Source organism: Georgenia sp. Z1491 (assembly GCF_057652395.1).
On sequence record NZ_CM172729.1, the window covers coordinates 1,703,260 to 1,718,347 of the forward strand.

Consider the following 15,088-nt stretch of genomic DNA (forward strand, 5'->3'; position numbering starts at 1 on the left):
CAAGGGTTGGCAACGTGGTGGCCGTCCCGGGCGCCTTCGGGACGATGAGCCCATGAGCGACGACGCCCACCCCTCTCAGCTTGCGCATCCCGACCGACTGCTCCCCGCCGAGCCGGCTCTGCGGGACGTCGCCCGGCGCCTGTACGACGCCACGAAGGACCTCCCGATCATCTCCCCGCACAGCCACGTGCCGCCCGCGTGGCTGGTCGACGACGAACCCTTCCCCGACCCGGCGTCGCTGCTCATCGTCCCGGACCACTACGTGCTGCGTCTGCTGCACGCGAACGGCGCCGACCTGGCCGACCTCGGGCGCGGCCCGGACGGGCCGGTCGAGCTCGACGAGGCGGCCGCCCGCAAGGCGTGGCGCATCCTGTGCGAGAACTACCACCTCTTCCGCGGCACACCGGTGAAGTACTGGTTCGACACCACGTTCGCCGACGTCTTCGGGATCACCGCGGCCCCGTCCGCCGCCACCGCCGACGCGCTCTACGACCAGATCGCCGAGGCCCTGACGACCCCGGCGTTCCGGCCGCGCGCGCTGTTCGACCGCTTCGGCATCGAGGTGCTGGCGACCACGGACGACCCGCTCGACGACCTCGCGGCGCACCGTGCCCTCGCCGAGGACGAGAGCTTCACGGGCCGCGTGGTCCCCACGTTCCGGCCGGACCGGTTCCTCGAGCTCGGCCGCCCGGACTGGCCGGGGCTCGCCCGTTCGTTGGGCGAGGTGGCCGACATCGACACCGGGTCCTACGCCGGCTACGTCGCCGCGATCGAGGCCCGCCGCCGATACTTCAAGGACCACGGGGCGGTCTCCTCGGACCACTCCCACCTCGACCTCGGCACCGAGCCCCTGTCCGAGACCGAAGGGAGCCGCATCTACGCCGCCGCACTGCGCGGCGAGGCATCCACCGACGAGTCCGTGGCGTTCCGCCGGCACATGATGAGCGAGACCGCCCGCATGGCCACCGAGGACGGCCTCGTCATGACCCTGCACCCCGGCGTCCGCCGCGACCACGACCCGGACAACCTCGCCGCGCACGGGCACGACGTCGGCTCCGACATCCCGGTCTCCGTCGAGGTCACCGACTCCCTGCGCCCGCTCCTGGGCCGCTACGGCAACCACCCGAACCTCCACCTCGTGCTGTTCACCATCGACGAGACGGTGTACTCCCGCGAGGTCGCCCCCCTCGCCGGCTTCTACCGGTCCTTCTACGCGGGCGTACCGTGGTGGTTCATCGACGCACCCGAGGCGATCCGCCGGTTCCGCGGCGCCGTCACCGAGACGGCCGGCTTCTACCGCACGTCCGGGTTCATCGACGACACGCGCGCGTTCCTGTCCATCCCCACCCGGCACGACATGTCCCGCCGGCTCGACGCCGCCTACCTCGCCGAGCTCGTGGCCACCCACCGGCTCACGGAGGAGGAGGCTGCGGCGACCGCTCTCGACCTCGTGACGACGATCCCGAAGCAGGTGTTCAAGCTGTGACTGACCGGCTCTCCCGCGGCCCGGACCGGCCGGCCGCCCCCATCCGGCTCGTGCACGTGGGCCTGGGGAACTTCTTCCGTGCCCACCAGGCCTGGTACACCGAGCACAGCCCGGACGCCGCGGACTGGGGGTACGCCGCGTTCACCGGACGCAACCCCGCGGCGGCCGAGGCGCTCGGCCCGCAGGAGGGTCTGTACACGCTCGTGACCCGGGGCCCCGAGCGGGACGAGCTGGAGATCGTCGGCTCGATCAGTGCCGTCCACGGGTCGACCGAGCACGAGGCCTGGCTCGGGTACCTGCGGGACCCCGCGGTCGCCGTCGTCACCCTCACCGTCACGGAGGCCGGCTACCTGCGCGGCCCCGACGGCGGGCTCGACCTCGCCCACGAGGGCGTGGCCGCCGACGTCGAGGCACTGCGCGCGGACCCGACCGCCCCGGTGACCACCGCGCCCGCGCGCCTCGCGTCCGGCCTGCTGGCCCGCCGCGCCGCGGCCGCCGGGCCGATCACCCTGCTGTCCTGCGACAACCTCCCGCACAACGGTGAGGTCCTGCGCCGGGTCGTCACGGACCTGCTCGCCGCGGTCGGCGCGGACCCCGCCACGACCGACGACGTCGACTTCGCGGGCTCCATGGTCGACCGCATCACCCCCGCCGCCACCGACGACGACGCGGCCCTCGTCGAGCGCGAGCTCGGCGTGGCCGACAGCTCCCCGGTGACGACGGAGCCGTTCAGCGAGTGGGTCGTCGCCGGGTCCTTCCCGGCCGGCCGGCCCCGCTGGGAGGAGGCCGGAGCGACGCTCGTCGACGACGTCGAGCCCTACGAGCGGCGCAAGCTGCTGCTGCTCAACGGCGCACACTCGCTCATGGCCTACGCCGGTCCGGTCCTCGGGCACGAGCGGGTCGACCAGGCCTTCGACGACTCCCGCGTCCGGGCGTGGGTCGAGCAGCTCTGGGACGACGCCGCGCCGATCCTCGAGCTCCCCGCCGACGAGCTCGACGCCTACCGCGAGGCGCTCCGGGGACGCTTCGCCAACCCCCGCATGCGCGACTCGCTCGCGCGGATCGCGATGGACGGCTCCCAGAAGCTCCCCGTCCGCCACGTCCCCGTGCTGCGGGCCGCGCGGTCGGCCCGTCGGCTGCCCGCCGGGGTCGTCGTGGCGCTGGCGGCCTGGATCACGCACCTGCGCGGCTGCGGCGTCCCCGTCAACGATGTCCAGGGGGACCGCTGGCGGTCCCTGGCCGCCGGGTCGGCCGGCGAGGCCGTGGCCGCGGTCCTCGGCGAGCTGGTGCCGGAGCTCGCGGGCGACGAGGAGCTGCGCGACGCCGTCGTCGATCGACTCGACGCGTTCGAGGTGCCGGGCGGCCCGGGAGACACCTCCGCGGGCAGGGGTCCGCAGCCGTGGGCGTGATCGTCGGACTCGACGTCGGCACGACGGCGGCGAAGGCGGTGGCCGTGGACACCGCGTCCGGATGGCGCACGTCCGCCAACGCCGAGTATCGGCTCGACGCGCCGCGGCCCCGGTGGCAGGTGCAGGACCCGTCGGCCGTCCTCGCCGCCGTCGACACCGTGCTCGCCGAGGTGGCCCGGGCCGTGGGTGACCGCGGCGGAGGCGCCGGCAGCTCCCGGAGCGCCGGCGGCGCCTCCCGTGCGCGCCCCACCGGTGCCACCGGCGAGCTGGAGGTCCTCGGGGTCGGCACCGCCATGCACGGGCTGATCGGCATGGACGCCGAGCTGCGACCCGTCACCGAGCTCATCACGTGGGCGGACACCCGCGCGCACGCCGAGGCCGCCGAGCTGCGCGCGCAGGGGCGCGCCACCGAGCTGCTCGAGCGCTCGGGCACGCCCGTCCACCCCATGAGCCCCCTGACCAAGCTCATGTGGTTCGGCCGCCACGACCGGTCCACGCTGCACGCCGCCCGCCACTGGATCGGGCTCAAGGACCTCGTCCTGCTCCACCTCACGGGCCGGGTCGTCACCGAGCTGTCCACGGCGTCGGCCTCCGGCCTGGTCGACCTGGCTGCTCGTGACTGGTCGCCCGGATCGCTCGATCTCGCCGGCGTGTCCCGCGAGCAGCTGCCGGACATCCTGCCCACGACGGCCCTGCTCGAGCTCTCGTCCGCAGCCGCGGACCGGACCGGGCTACCGTCGGGCCTGCCGGTCAACTCGGGCGCCACCGACGGCCCGCTCGGCAACCTGGGGACGGGAGCGATCGCCCCCGGCGTCGCCGGCATGTCGATCGGCACGAGCGGCGCGGTGCGCACGGTCGTGCCGGAGCCGCGCACGGACTCCCGCGGCCGGCTGTTCTGCTACGCGCTGACCGACGACGCGTGGGTGCTCGGCGGCGCCGTGAGCAACGGCGGCCTGGTCATGCGCTGGGCGGCCGAGACCTTCCTCCCGCAGGCCGACGGCACGGCCCGAGACGCCGAGGCCCTCGCGCTCGCCGCCCAGGCGCCGCCAGGCAGCGACGGCCTCGTCATGCTGCCCTACCTGCTGGGGGAGCGGGCGCCCCTGTGGGACCCCGATCTCTCCGGCTCCTACCTGGGCGTACGGCACGCGCACGGCCGGGAGCACTTCATGCGCGCCGCCCTGGAGGGCGTGTGCCTGCAGATGGCGGACCTCGTCGACGTGCTCGACGGCGTCACCCCGGTCACCGAGGTGCGGTGCACGGGCGGGGTCTTCCGGTCCGGACTCTGGCGCGGCGTCATGGCCGCGGCCCTCGGGCGACCCCTGGTCCCCACCGACGACGCCGAGGGATCCGCCCTGGGATCGGTCGCGCTCGCGCTCCTGGCGACCGGCCGGGCGGACGACCTGACGGGCGCGCTCGCGCAGGTGGCCCCCGCCGGCGGGGCCGACGAGGCCGTCGAGGTCCCGGAAGCGGACCGCGCGACCTATGCGCGCGTGCGCGGCCGGACCCTGGACCTCCTTCGCGGCTACGGCGAGCTCGCCGAGCACCTCGCGGACCTGGCCGACGCGCGGGGCTGAGGGCGATGCGCCCCGGTGACACGCCGGATACCTGGCGCACCGCCCGCGCCGGCGCAAGCGGTGTTCGCCGAGAGCGGTCCGACCTGCGGGACCGGCGGTGCCCGATTAGGTTTGGGAGGTGACGGACGTAGGAAATGCGAGCTTTCGGTACCGCGACACCGCGGTGCTGTCGGTGACGCACATCGAGGCCCCGGTGCGGGTGCCGTCGACCGATTTCGAGGACCGGCTGGCCGACACGCGCCGGCGCCTGCGCATCCCGGACCACATGCTCGAGCGTGTCTCCGGCGTGGTCGAACGGCGCTGGTGGGAGCCCGGCACGAGGTTCGACGACCCGGCGATCGAGGCCGGCGCGAAGGCACTCGCGGACGCCGGCGTCGACGCGTCGCGGGTCGGGCTCCTCGTCAACACCTCGGTCACCCGCACCCACCTCGAGCCCTCGGTCGCGGTCCGGATCCACCACGGGCTGTCGCTGCCGAGCTCGGCGCTGAACTTCGACCTCGCGAACGCGTGCCTCGGGTTCGTCAACGGAATGATGCTGGCCGCCACCATGATCGACTCCGGCCAGATCGAGTACGCCGTCATCGTCAACAGCGAGGATCCGCGCGAGACGCAGCGGACGACGATCGAGCGGCTCGGCCGGTCCGACGCCACGCGCGAGGACTACAGCCGCGAGTTCGCGTCCCTCACGCTGGGCGCCGGCGCCGCGGCAGCCGTGCTCGGTCCCGCGGGGCGGCACCCCGGCAGCCACCGCGTGGTCGGGGGCGTGAGCCGCGCCGGCACCGAGCACCACGAGCTGTGCGTGGGGGACCTCGACGGGATGTTCACCGACACGAAGGGTCTGCTCGACGGCGGGCTCGCCCTCGTGACGGACGCCTGGCGGGAGGCCCACAACGGTGCCGGCTTCGACTGGACCGACATGGACCGCTACGTCACGCACCAGATCTCCACCCCCTACACCAGGGCGGTCATCGATGCGATCGACCTGCCCGCCGACCGCGTGCCGATCACCTTCTCCCACTGGGGCAACGTCGGGCCGGCCTCCCTGCCGATGACCCTGGCCGCCCAGGCCGAGAGCCTCGAGACGGGCGACCGCGTGCTGTGCATGGGCGTGGGCTCCGGCCTCAACACCGCCATGCTCGAGCTCGCCTGGTGACGGGCCCGCCGCCGGGTCTGTCCGGCCTCGACCAGCGGTGGAGCCGCCACGTCACCGTGGCCGGCGGCCGAGACCGGCCGACCACCTGGCACCTGCTCGACAACGAGGCGGACCTCGTCGCACCGGCGCGCGGGACGCTGCTCGCCGTCCACGGGAACCCCACCTGGTCCTACCTGTGGCGGGAACTCCTGCACGCGGGGGCCGGCGCCGGGTGGCGGGTGATCGCCGTGGATCAGCCCGGCATGGGGTACTCGCCGCGGGACGGGCGTCGGCGACGCCTGGCCGAGCGCGTGGCGGACCTCGGCGCACTCACCGACCAGCTCGGTCTGACCGCGCCGGTCGTCACCGTTGGGCACGACTGGGGCGGGGTCGTCTCGCTGGGGTGGGCCACCGAGCACCCCGAGCTGCTCGCCGGGGTCGTGGTCATGAACACCGCCGTCCACCACGACGGCGCCACGCCGATCCCCGGGCTGCTTCGCCTGGCCGGTCACCCGGCGGTGCACGGATGGGCCACGAGCGGGACCACCGCCTTTCTCGACGCCACGCTCGCCCTGGCCGGTCCCGGGCTGACGACGGACGTCCGCCGCGCCTACCGCGCGCCCTACCGCCGCGCCGCCGACCGGCGCGCGATCGCCGACTTCGTCGCCGACATCCCCGCGTCCCCCGACCACCCGAGCCACCCCGCGCTCGCCCGGATCGCCGAGGGCACCGCACGGCTGCACGTGCCGGCGCTCGTGATGTGGGGACCGCGAGACCCCGTGTTCCTGGAACGCTACCTGCGCGACCTGCTCGCCCGCCTGCCGCACGCCGACGTCCACCGGTTCGAGGGAGCGGGCCACCTGCTGCCCGAGGACGCCGACGTCGCCGGCACCGTCGTGCGTTGGTTGGGCGAGACCTTCGCCGACACGGACGAGACGCACGGACCCCGGCACCGGGCCGGCGGACGCACACCCGACGCGGGCGCCACCGAGGGACGCACACCCGACGCGGGCGCCACCGAGGGACCCACCGCCGCGGACCGACCGGCCCCCTACCGCCCGCTCAGCGCGGTCCTCGAGGACAACGCCGACAGCGACGCCGCCGCCGTGGTCGCACTGTCCGCCGACGGCACCGACACGGTGAGCTGGCGCGAGCTCGCCGCGCGGGCCCGCCACCTGGCCCTCGGGCTCCACGACCTCGGCGTCCGGCCGGGGCAACGCGTCAGCCTGCTCATCACGCCGGGGGTCGAGCTCACCACCGCGCTGTTCGCCTGCCTGCGCCTGGGCGCCGTCGTCGTCCTCGCCGACCAGGGGCTCGGCCTGCGCGGCATGAGCCGGGCGCTGCGCGGCGCCGACCCGAGCGTCGTCGTCGGCATCGAGCGCGGACTGGTCGGCGCGCGGCTCCTGCGCTGGCCGGGCCGCCGCGTCGCCGCCGCGCCCGGACAGGCGCGGGCACGTGCCCTCGGTGCGGAGACCACCGTCGACGACCTCGTCGCACGTGGCGCGCACCTCGAGCGGACCGGCGCGACCCCGCCCGCGGGTCCGGACCCGGACGACGACGCCGCGATCCTGTTCACCTCCGGCTCGACCGGCCCCGCCAAGGGGGTCGTCTACAGCCACCGCCGCCTCGCCGCCATGCGGGACGCGCTTGCCGCGACCTACGACCTCGGCCCCGGATCCTCGTTCGTGGCAGGCTTCGCGCCGTTCGCCCTCATCGGCACCGCCCTGGGCTCGCTCGCGGTCACGCCGGACATGGACGTCACCGCGCCGGCCACGCTCACGGCCTCGGCCCTGGCCGACGCGGTCGCCGCGGGCGAGGCCACTGCGGTCTTCACGTCGCCGTCGGCGCTGGTCAACGTGCTCCGGACGGCCGACGAGCTCGACGACGAACGTCGCGGTGCGCTCGCACGCGTGGGACTCTTCCTCTCCGCCGGCGCCCCGATCGCGCCCGAGCTGCTCGCCGAGGTGGGCCGCATCATGCCCGCGGCCGCCGCGCACACCCCGTACGGCATGACGGAGATGCTCCCGGTCACCGACATCGACCTCGACGGCATCCGTGCCGCGGCCGACGACGCCGCCCGAGAGGACCTGGTCGTCGGTGCGGGCGGGGGGACGTGCGTGGGCCTACCCGCGAGCGGGGCACGGGTCCGGATCGCCGGGCTCGACGCCGACGGCCGGGCCACCGGCGAGGCGACGTCGGCCCCCGGCGTCACCGGAGAGGTCCTCGTCACCGGTCCGCACCTCAAGCGCACCTACGACCGCCTGTGGGCCACCCAGGCCGCGAGCGCCGACCACCCGGGCTGGCACCGCACCGGCGACGTCGGGCACCTCGACTCCGCCGGACGCCTGTGGATCGAGGGGCGCCTCGGGCACGTCGTCCGCACGGCTCACGGCGTCGTGACGCCCGTGGCGATCGAGCACGCCGCACAGGCCGTGCGGGGCGTGCGTCGCGCGGCCGCGGTCGGCGTCGGCCCGGACGGGGCGCAGCAGGTGGTCGTCGTCCTCGAGACCGACCCGCAGGTCGACCCGCGGTCCGCCGCTCAACCTTCGCTCGCCACGCCCGGACTCACGCGGGCCGTGCGCTCCGCCGTCGGGGCGAGGTGCGGCCGCGACGTCGCTGCGGTGCTCAGGGTCCCCGAGCTCCCCACCGACGTGCGGCACAACGCGAAGGTGGAGCGCGCAAGGATCGGGCGGTGGGCCGAGCGTGCGCTGGGCGGCGGACGGATGGGCGCGCCGTGAGCCGCGTCCTCGTCACCGGCGCCAGCGGCATGCTCGGCCGGGCCACGGCCGAGCGGCTCGTGGCGGCCGGCCACGACGTGCGCACGTTCCAGCGCCGGCCCGCCGGGGTCGCCGGCGCGGCCGACTCGCTCGGGTCCCTCACCGACGACGAGGCGGTGCGTCGCGCCGCCGAGGGGCGCGACGCCGTCGTCCACCTCGCCGCCAAGGTCTCGGTCAGCGGACCGCGCCGGGACTACGAGCAGGTCAACGTCGAGGGGACGCGCCGCCTGCTGGCCGCGGCGGGGGCGGCGGGCGTGACCCGGTTCGTCCACGTCTCCTCGCCGTCCGTCGCGCACATCGGGGACGCCCTCGTCGGTGCGGGCGCCGGTCCGGCCGAGCCCGGGCTCGCACGCGGCCACTACGCGCGCACCAAGGCGGCGGCCGAGCGGCTCGCGCTCGCGGCCGACGGCCCGGGCCTCGCCGTCGTGGCGGTACGACCGCACCTCGTGTGGGGACCGGGGGACACCCAGCTCGTCGGACGGATCGTCGAGCGAGCCCGGGCGGGTCGGCTCCCGCTGCTCGACCAGGGTGCGGCGCTCATCGACTCGGTGTACGTCGACAACGCCGCCGACGCCCTCGTGGCCGCCCTCGACCGTGCCGAGGACGTCCACGGTCAGGCGTTCGTCGTCACCAACGGCGAGCCCCGGCCGGTGGGTGACCTCCTGGCCGGGATCTGTCTCGCGGCCGGTGTGGCGCCGCCCGCGTGGCGCGTGCCCGCGGTGCTGGCTCGCGCGGCGGGCACGGTCGTGGAGACCCTCTGGGCGGTACGCCCGGGTCCCGACGAACCACCGATGACGCGCTTCCTCGCCGAGCAGCTCTCGACGGCGCACTGGTTCGACCAGCGACGGACCCGAGCCGAGCTCCGGTGGCGGCCGGCCGTCAGCATCGACGAGGGCCTGGCGCGCCTCGCCGCGCACGCCCGACGCGCCTGAGCGCCGCCCGACGCCCGACGCCCGACGCACCTGAGCGCCGCGCACGCCCGACGCGCCTGAGCGCCGCCCGACGCGCCTGACCGGCTCGTCGCCGCCGTCAGTCCGCGAAGCGCTCGGACCGCTCGACCACCCCGCCCGCGCGGCTGTAGACCTCGCGGCCCGCGATGAAGGTGCGCTCCACGTGCGCGGTGGTGTCGAGCGGGTCGCCGCTCCACACGACCACGTCGCCGTCGCGCCCGGCCTCCAGCGCGCCCACGCGGGTGTCGAGGCGCAGGAACGCGGCCGGGTTCGTCGTCAGCGCCTCGATCGCGGTGCGCGGGTCGAGACCGTCCTTCACGGCGAGGCTGGCCTGCAGGACGAGGAGGTTGATCGGCACCACCGGGTGGTCGGTGGTGATGGCGACGCGGACGCCCGCGCCCGCGATCTGCGCGAGGTGCGGGGTGGCCCGGTCGACGATCTCGACCTTCGACCGGCTGGTGATCATCGGACCGTAGATGACGGGGATGTCCCGCTCGGCGAGGACGTCGGCGATCTTGTGGGCCTCCGTGCCGTGGTTGAGGACGAGCCGGTAGCCGAACTCGTCGGCCAGGCGCACGGCGGTCGCGAGGTCGTCGTGCCGGTGGGAGTGCTGGTCCCAGGCCAGCGTCCCGTCGAGGACGGCGGCGAGGGCCTCCATCGTCACGTCCCGGTCGAACGGCTTGCCCTCGGTCGCGGCGTGGGCGCGGCGCGCGGCATAGTTCTGCGCGGCGGTGAACGCCTCCCGGATGATCTTCGCGACGCCGAGGCGGGTCGACGGGGTGACCTTCTGCTCGCCGTAGACGCGCTTGGGGTTCTCGCCGAGGGCCGACTTCACGGAGACGGCGTCGGAGATGACCTGCTCGTCGACGGTGCGCCCGCCCCAGGTCTTGATGGCGACGGTCTGGCCGCCGATCGGGTTGCCGGAGCCGGGCTTGACCACGGCGGTCGTCACGCCCCCGGCGAGGGCGTCGCGGAAGCCCTCCTCGTCGATGTCGATGGCGTCGATCGCACGGACGCCGGCCTGGTTGGGGCCGGTCATCTCGTTGACGTCGTTGCCGGCCCAGCCCCGCCCCTCCTCGGAGACGCCGAGGTGGGCGTGGGACTCGACGAAGCCGGGCAGGACGACCTGGCCGGTGGTGTCGACCCGTTCGACGCCGTCGGGGATCGTCACCGAGCCGACCGGTCCGACGGCGGTGATGACGCCGTCCGAGACGAGCACGACGCCGTCGGGCACGTCGGCGCTCGCGACCGGGCGCACGAGGCCTCCCACGAGTGCGACGGACGCACCGGGGCGGTCGGCGGTGGGGACGGGGAAGAAGGGGCTGATCGAGGTCATGCCACCGATCATCCCACCGGCACGGCGGCGTCGACGGTCGGTGCCGCGGCCGTGCCCGGGGCGCCGAGCACGGACCGGCGCTACGGCTCCGGCACCGGCCAGAGCGCCACGGGGGTGTTGGTGTCCATGTTCCGGCGATAGTCGAGGAGCATCCGGCCGATCGCCACCTGGCGGGTCACGCCGCCGGACTCGTAGGCGTCCACCGCTGCGACCTGCCAGGACGCCCCGTTCTGCCGGCGCTCCACCCGCTGGGCGATGATCCCCAGGTAGTGGTCGGCCACGTCCTTGTCCACGCCGAGGCTCGCGAGCCCGGAGCGTGCCATCGGTAGCAGGATGCCCTCGATCAGCTCGAGCGCGTCGATCTCGAGCTCGCCCGGCCAGCTGAGCCGCGCGTCGATCCCGTGCCGCGCCGCGGCCTCGAAGTTGTCGCGGGCGGCGGAGAACGGCATCCGCGTCCAGGTGGGCCGGTCCTCGCGCACGAGGGCCTCGACGGCGCCGTAGAAGAACGCCGCGTTGGCCACCGTGTCGACGACCGTCGGTCCGGCCGGCAGCACGCGGTTCTCCACCCGGACGTGCGGTCGTCCGCCAGAGACGGCGTAGATCGGGCGGTTCCAGCGGTAGACGGTGCCGTTGTGCAGCGTGAGCTCGTCGAGCGTGGGGGTGCCGCCGGCGGCGAGGACCTCGAACGGGTCGGCGTCGGTGGTCTCCGGCAGCAGGGCCGGGTAGTAGCGGACGTTCTCCTCGAACAGGTCGAAGATCGAGGTGATCCAGCGTTCGCCGAACGTGACGATGGGCCGCACGCCCTGGTGCCGCAGCTCCGGCGCTCGGGTGTCGGTGGCCTGGAGGAACACCACCGGTCGGGTCTCGGCCCACAGCTTGTGGCCGAACAGCAGGGGGGAGTTGGCTCCGAGCACGAGCTGGGGGCCCGCCAGGAGCTGGGCGGAGTTCCAGTAGCGCGCGAACTGCTCGGGGCGCACCTGGAGGTGCAGCTGGGTCGACGTGCACACGGACTCCACGGCGATCGACTCGAACGTGGCGGACAGGGGTTCCGGGCCGGCGATCTCCAGCGTGATCTCCTCGTGGCGCGCCATCCGGATGGCGGCGTCGAGCGCGAGGTACCGGTCGTCGTCGGAGATCCAGTCCCGCTCGGCGTGCTCGGGGCCCAGCGTGGGCAGGATGCCGGTCATGACGATGTCGACGCCGAGCTCGCGGGCGCGGTCGCGGGCGTGGTTGAGCGTGTCCCGCACGTCCGTCTCGAGGTCGGCGAGCGTGGTGCCGGACAGCACCCGTGGCTCGACGTTGAGCTCGATCGTGTACTTCCCCAGCTCGCTCTGGTAGCTCGGGTCCGCGATCCCGGCCAGGACCTCGGCGTTGGTGCTCGCGGGGGCTCCGTCGCCGGTGACGAGGGCGAGCTCGATCTCCAGGCCGGTGCTCGAGACGTCCTCCGCGAAGTGGCCGCGCGCGAGCATGACCTCGAGCGCGTCGAGGCACTGCGCGACCTTCGCGCGGTACCGGGTCCGGTCCGCGCCGGAGTAGCTCGTCTGCGTGATCTCGCGTCCCATGACCAGATGCTCGCACCCGGGGCGGCGCCGCGCGCGTCCGACCTCGTGCGCGCCCGGCATCCGGTCGGACCGCGTCGGTCGTGGGCCGGGTCCGCCCCGGTCCTCGGGTGTGCCCGCGCCGCCCGTACACTGCAGCGATGACCTCGGACGACGTGGATCCCGCACGCCGGTCACCGTCCGAACCCGGTCCCGATCCCGCACGCGTCGAGGCGGAGGCGGAGACCGACGACTCCCTCGACGTGACCGCGCAGCCCGCCGTTCGCCGGGGCCGGGTCCTGCACCGCCGGATGCCGTGGTGGGTCATCGGCGTCGTCGTCCTCCTCGTGGCCGTGGGGTCCGCCGTCGTCGGGGTCGCGACGGCGCACGTGACCACCACGGTGGGACCGCACCGCGCGGACGTCGAGATCACCCTCGACTCCGACCTCACCATCGACCTGGGGCCTGCCGGCAACGTCGTGCTCGACTCGCCGCTGCCCGCCGAGCTCGGCGTCACTGCGGTCGTCAAGGAGCTCCCGGCGGACGCGACGGTCGGCGTGGAGGGCGGCCTCGTCCCGGGGCTGCTCGCCGACGCGGAGTCCTACGCCCGCCTGCTGGCCTACCCGGACGCCGCGTTCGCGGAACCCACCCGCGCACTGATCGACGACGTGCTGGCCCGCTCGACGCTGATCGCGGCCGTCGCGCTGACGGCCGTCGCCGCCGTCCACACCGGCCTGCACGGGACCTGGTCGCGGTCGTTCCGCCTGGTGACCGACCGGCCGGTCGTCGGCTCCCTGGTCGCGTGCGCCGTCGCCGTCGGGCTGCTCGCCGCGATCGTCCCGGCGACCCGGAACGATGCGCCGCCCGGCGTGACCATCGCGTCCTTCCGGGGCACCCCGCTCGAGGAGGCGACGATCTCCGGCCGGCTCGGCGATCTGCTCCAGGCGTACGGCCCGACCATCCGCCTCTTCTACGACGGCAACACCGAGTTCGCCGGGGAGGCCCGCGCGTCTCTCGAGGCAGGTCTCGAGGAGGCCGGCAGGTGGTCGACCGGGCCCGACGGCGAACGGCCCGAGAACGTGACGACCGCGATGTTCTACACGGACGTGCACTGCAACGTCGGCGCGGCCGAGGTCGTGGGCCACGCCGCGGAGCTCGTCGAGGCCGACCTCGTCGTCGACGGCGGGGACACGACCATCGCGGGCACCGCCATCGAGCAGTTCTGCGTCGACGCGATCGACAGCTCGATGCCCGACGAGGCCACCTACGTCGTGGCGGCCGGCAACCACGACTCGATCGTCACCGTCGACCAGATGCGGCGGGCCGGCTGGACCGTGCTCGACGGGTCGATCATCGAGGTCGCCGGCCTGCGGATCATCGGCGACACCGACCCGCGGATCACCACGCTCGACCAGCCCACCGTCCAGGAGCGCGCCGAGACCTGGGAGGAGACGGCCCTTCGGATCGGCGAGGACTCCTGCGAGGCCCTGGCCGACGGCGACCCGGTCGACCTGGCCGTCCTCCACGACGCCTTCGGCGGGCGCCGCGTGGCCTGGACAGGATGCGTCCCGCTCACGCTATCCGGCCACATCCACACCCACGTGGGCCCCGAGATCGACGGGCTGGGCGTGCGCTGGGTCGAGGGCGCGGCCGGCGGGCAGGGCCAGGGTGTGCCCACCCTCGGGGCCGTCCGGGAGCCGGCGCCGATGGGGCAGATCGAGTTCGACTCCGAGACGGGCGATGCCCTGCGCTACCGGAGGATCGTCCTCGAGCCGGACGCGACCGTCGGTGTGGGGCAGTGGCAGGAGATGCCCGACGCACTGCCCATTCCCAAGGTGGACATCGACGGCGACGAGGTGGACCCCGAGAGCCGCTCCGGCGGTCCGGGGGAGAGCCCGAGCGGGTTCGGCGACGAGGTGCCCTCGGAGGGGCCGCCGCCCACCGACGGCGCGGACGAGGGTACTGATGGCGCGGACGAGGGTGCTGACGGGGCGGACGAGGGCCCGGACGGCGGCTGACCCGGTCGCGACCGCGAACCGTGCCCGCCCGCGCCGGCAGTCATACTGAACGCGTGACCCGACGAACCCCCCGCCGTCGTCCCGACGACCCGACCCCCGACCGTGGGGCCGATGTCGTCGATGCCGAGCTCGACGAGCATGTCCCGCACGACGACCGCGACGCGGCGCTCGACGAGCACACGGACGACGACGGCTGGGAGGACGTCGTCGACCGCGCGGAGCCGAGCGAGCACGAGAGGGCCGGAGGCGCACCGCGCGAGCTGTCGATCCTGCTCGTGCTCGCCGGGCTCGCGGGCCTGTGGGCCTCGATCGAGCTCGTCCGCTCCGAGCTCATCGTCGCGGCCGACCCGGGCGCGGCGCTCGGCTGCGACATCAACCCGCTCATCGGCTGCGGCACGTTCCTGTCGACCTGGCAGGCGCACGCCCTCGGCATCTCGAACGCACTCCTCGGGACGGCCGCCTTCGGCGCGCTGCTGGCGACCGGACTGATCCTGCTCTCCGGCGGGCGCCTCGGGCGCTGGTTCTGGTGGCTGCTGACCGCCGGGGCGGCCTTCGCCCTCGTCGCGCTCGTGTTCTTCGTCTACACGGCGTTCTACGAGATCCGGGCGCTGTGCCCCTACTGTCTCGTGGTCTGGGCGGCGATCATCCCCGTCATCGTCCACGTCCCCGCCCGGGCGGCCCAGGCGGGCCACCTACGGCTGGGGGAGCGGCTGACGCGTACGCTCGTCCTCGACCGGTGGATCATCACCGGCGTGCTCTACGCGGCGATCGTCCTGTACGCACTGGTCCACTTCTGGGACCAGTGGATGCTGATGGCGCGCTGAGCGCCGGGGCAGTCCGGCGGACCGTCGGCTCCGAACCCCCGCCG

10 protein-coding genes are annotated in these 15,088 nt (G+C 74.7%); 8 read left to right on the forward strand and 2 right to left on the reverse strand.

Annotated features, from left to right (window positions below; all coding sequences use genetic code 11):
* Nucleotides 1-52 precede the first annotated feature (52 nt).
* The 6 genes from uxaC to AC24HA_RS08045 all read left to right on the forward strand — a co-directional run bounded on the left by uxaC (nucleotide 53) and on the right by AC24HA_RS08045 (nucleotide 9,310).
* On the forward strand, nucleotides 53-1,486 hold the full coding sequence (gene uxaC, locus AC24HA_RS08020; protein ID WP_425709120.1) for a glucuronate isomerase: 1,434 nt from the start codon (nucleotides 53-55) through the stop codon (nucleotides 1,484-1,486).
* On the forward strand, nucleotides 1,483-2,895 hold the full coding sequence (locus tag AC24HA_RS08025) for a mannitol dehydrogenase family protein (RefSeq protein ID WP_425709119.1): 1,413 nt from the start codon (nucleotides 1,483-1,485) through the stop codon (nucleotides 2,893-2,895). Before uxaC ends, AC24HA_RS08025 begins: the two co-directional genes overlap by 4 nt.
* Nucleotides 2,886-4,469 (forward strand): gluconokinase, encoded by a 1,584-nt coding sequence (locus tag AC24HA_RS08030; RefSeq protein WP_425709118.1) that lies wholly within the window; start codon nucleotides 2,886-2,888, stop codon nucleotides 4,467-4,469. Before AC24HA_RS08025 ends, AC24HA_RS08030 begins: the two co-directional genes overlap by 10 nt.
* Nucleotides 4,470-4,587: 118 nt before the next feature.
* Nucleotides 4,588-5,622 carry a 3-oxoacyl-ACP synthase III gene (locus AC24HA_RS08035; RefSeq protein WP_425709117.1) on the forward strand — a complete coding sequence of 345 codons (1,035 nt, stop codon included), beginning with the start codon at nucleotides 4,588-4,590 and terminating at the stop codon, nucleotides 5,620-5,622.
* Nucleotides 5,619-8,339 (forward strand): alpha/beta fold hydrolase, encoded by a 2,721-nt coding sequence (locus AC24HA_RS08040; RefSeq protein ID WP_425709116.1) that lies wholly within the window; start codon nucleotides 5,619-5,621, stop codon nucleotides 8,337-8,339. The genes AC24HA_RS08035 and AC24HA_RS08040 overlap by 4 nt, the downstream gene beginning before the upstream one ends.
* A gap of 29 nt (nucleotides 8,340-8,368) precedes the next feature.
* Nucleotides 8,369-9,310: an NAD-dependent epimerase/dehydratase family protein gene (locus AC24HA_RS08045; RefSeq protein ID WP_487563621.1), complete on the forward strand. Its 942-nt coding sequence runs from the start codon at nucleotides 8,369-8,371 to the stop codon at nucleotides 9,308-9,310.
* A 97-nt stretch (nucleotides 9,311-9,407) separates the two neighbouring features.
* Here AC24HA_RS08045 and AC24HA_RS08050 read toward each other — a convergent pair whose 3' ends face one another.
* Both AC24HA_RS08050 and AC24HA_RS08055 read right to left on the reverse strand, forming a co-directional pair.
* Nucleotides 9,408-10,664 (reverse strand): amidohydrolase, encoded by a 1,257-nt coding sequence (locus tag AC24HA_RS08050; RefSeq protein WP_425709114.1) that lies wholly within the window; start codon nucleotides 10,662-10,664, stop codon nucleotides 9,408-9,410.
* A gap of 80 nt (nucleotides 10,665-10,744) precedes the next feature.
* Nucleotides 10,745-12,226 carry a glutamate-cysteine ligase family protein gene (locus tag AC24HA_RS08055; protein ID WP_425709113.1) on the reverse strand — a complete coding sequence of 494 codons (1,482 nt, stop codon included), beginning with the start codon at nucleotides 12,224-12,226 and terminating at the stop codon, nucleotides 10,745-10,747.
* Between the two features lie 137 nt (nucleotides 12,227-12,363).
* Here AC24HA_RS08055 and AC24HA_RS08060 point away from each other — a divergent pair, with 137 nt between their 5' ends.
* Nucleotides 12,364-14,220 (forward strand): metallophosphoesterase family protein, encoded by a 1,857-nt coding sequence (locus AC24HA_RS08060; RefSeq protein ID WP_425709112.1) that lies wholly within the window; start codon nucleotides 12,364-12,366, stop codon nucleotides 14,218-14,220.
* A 53-nt stretch (nucleotides 14,221-14,273) separates the two neighbouring features.
* Nucleotides 14,274-15,044, forward strand: a complete 771-nt coding sequence (locus AC24HA_RS08065; RefSeq protein WP_425709111.1) for a vitamin K epoxide reductase family protein — start codon at nucleotides 14,274-14,276, stop codon at nucleotides 15,042-15,044.
* Nucleotides 15,045-15,088 lie beyond the last annotated feature (44 nt).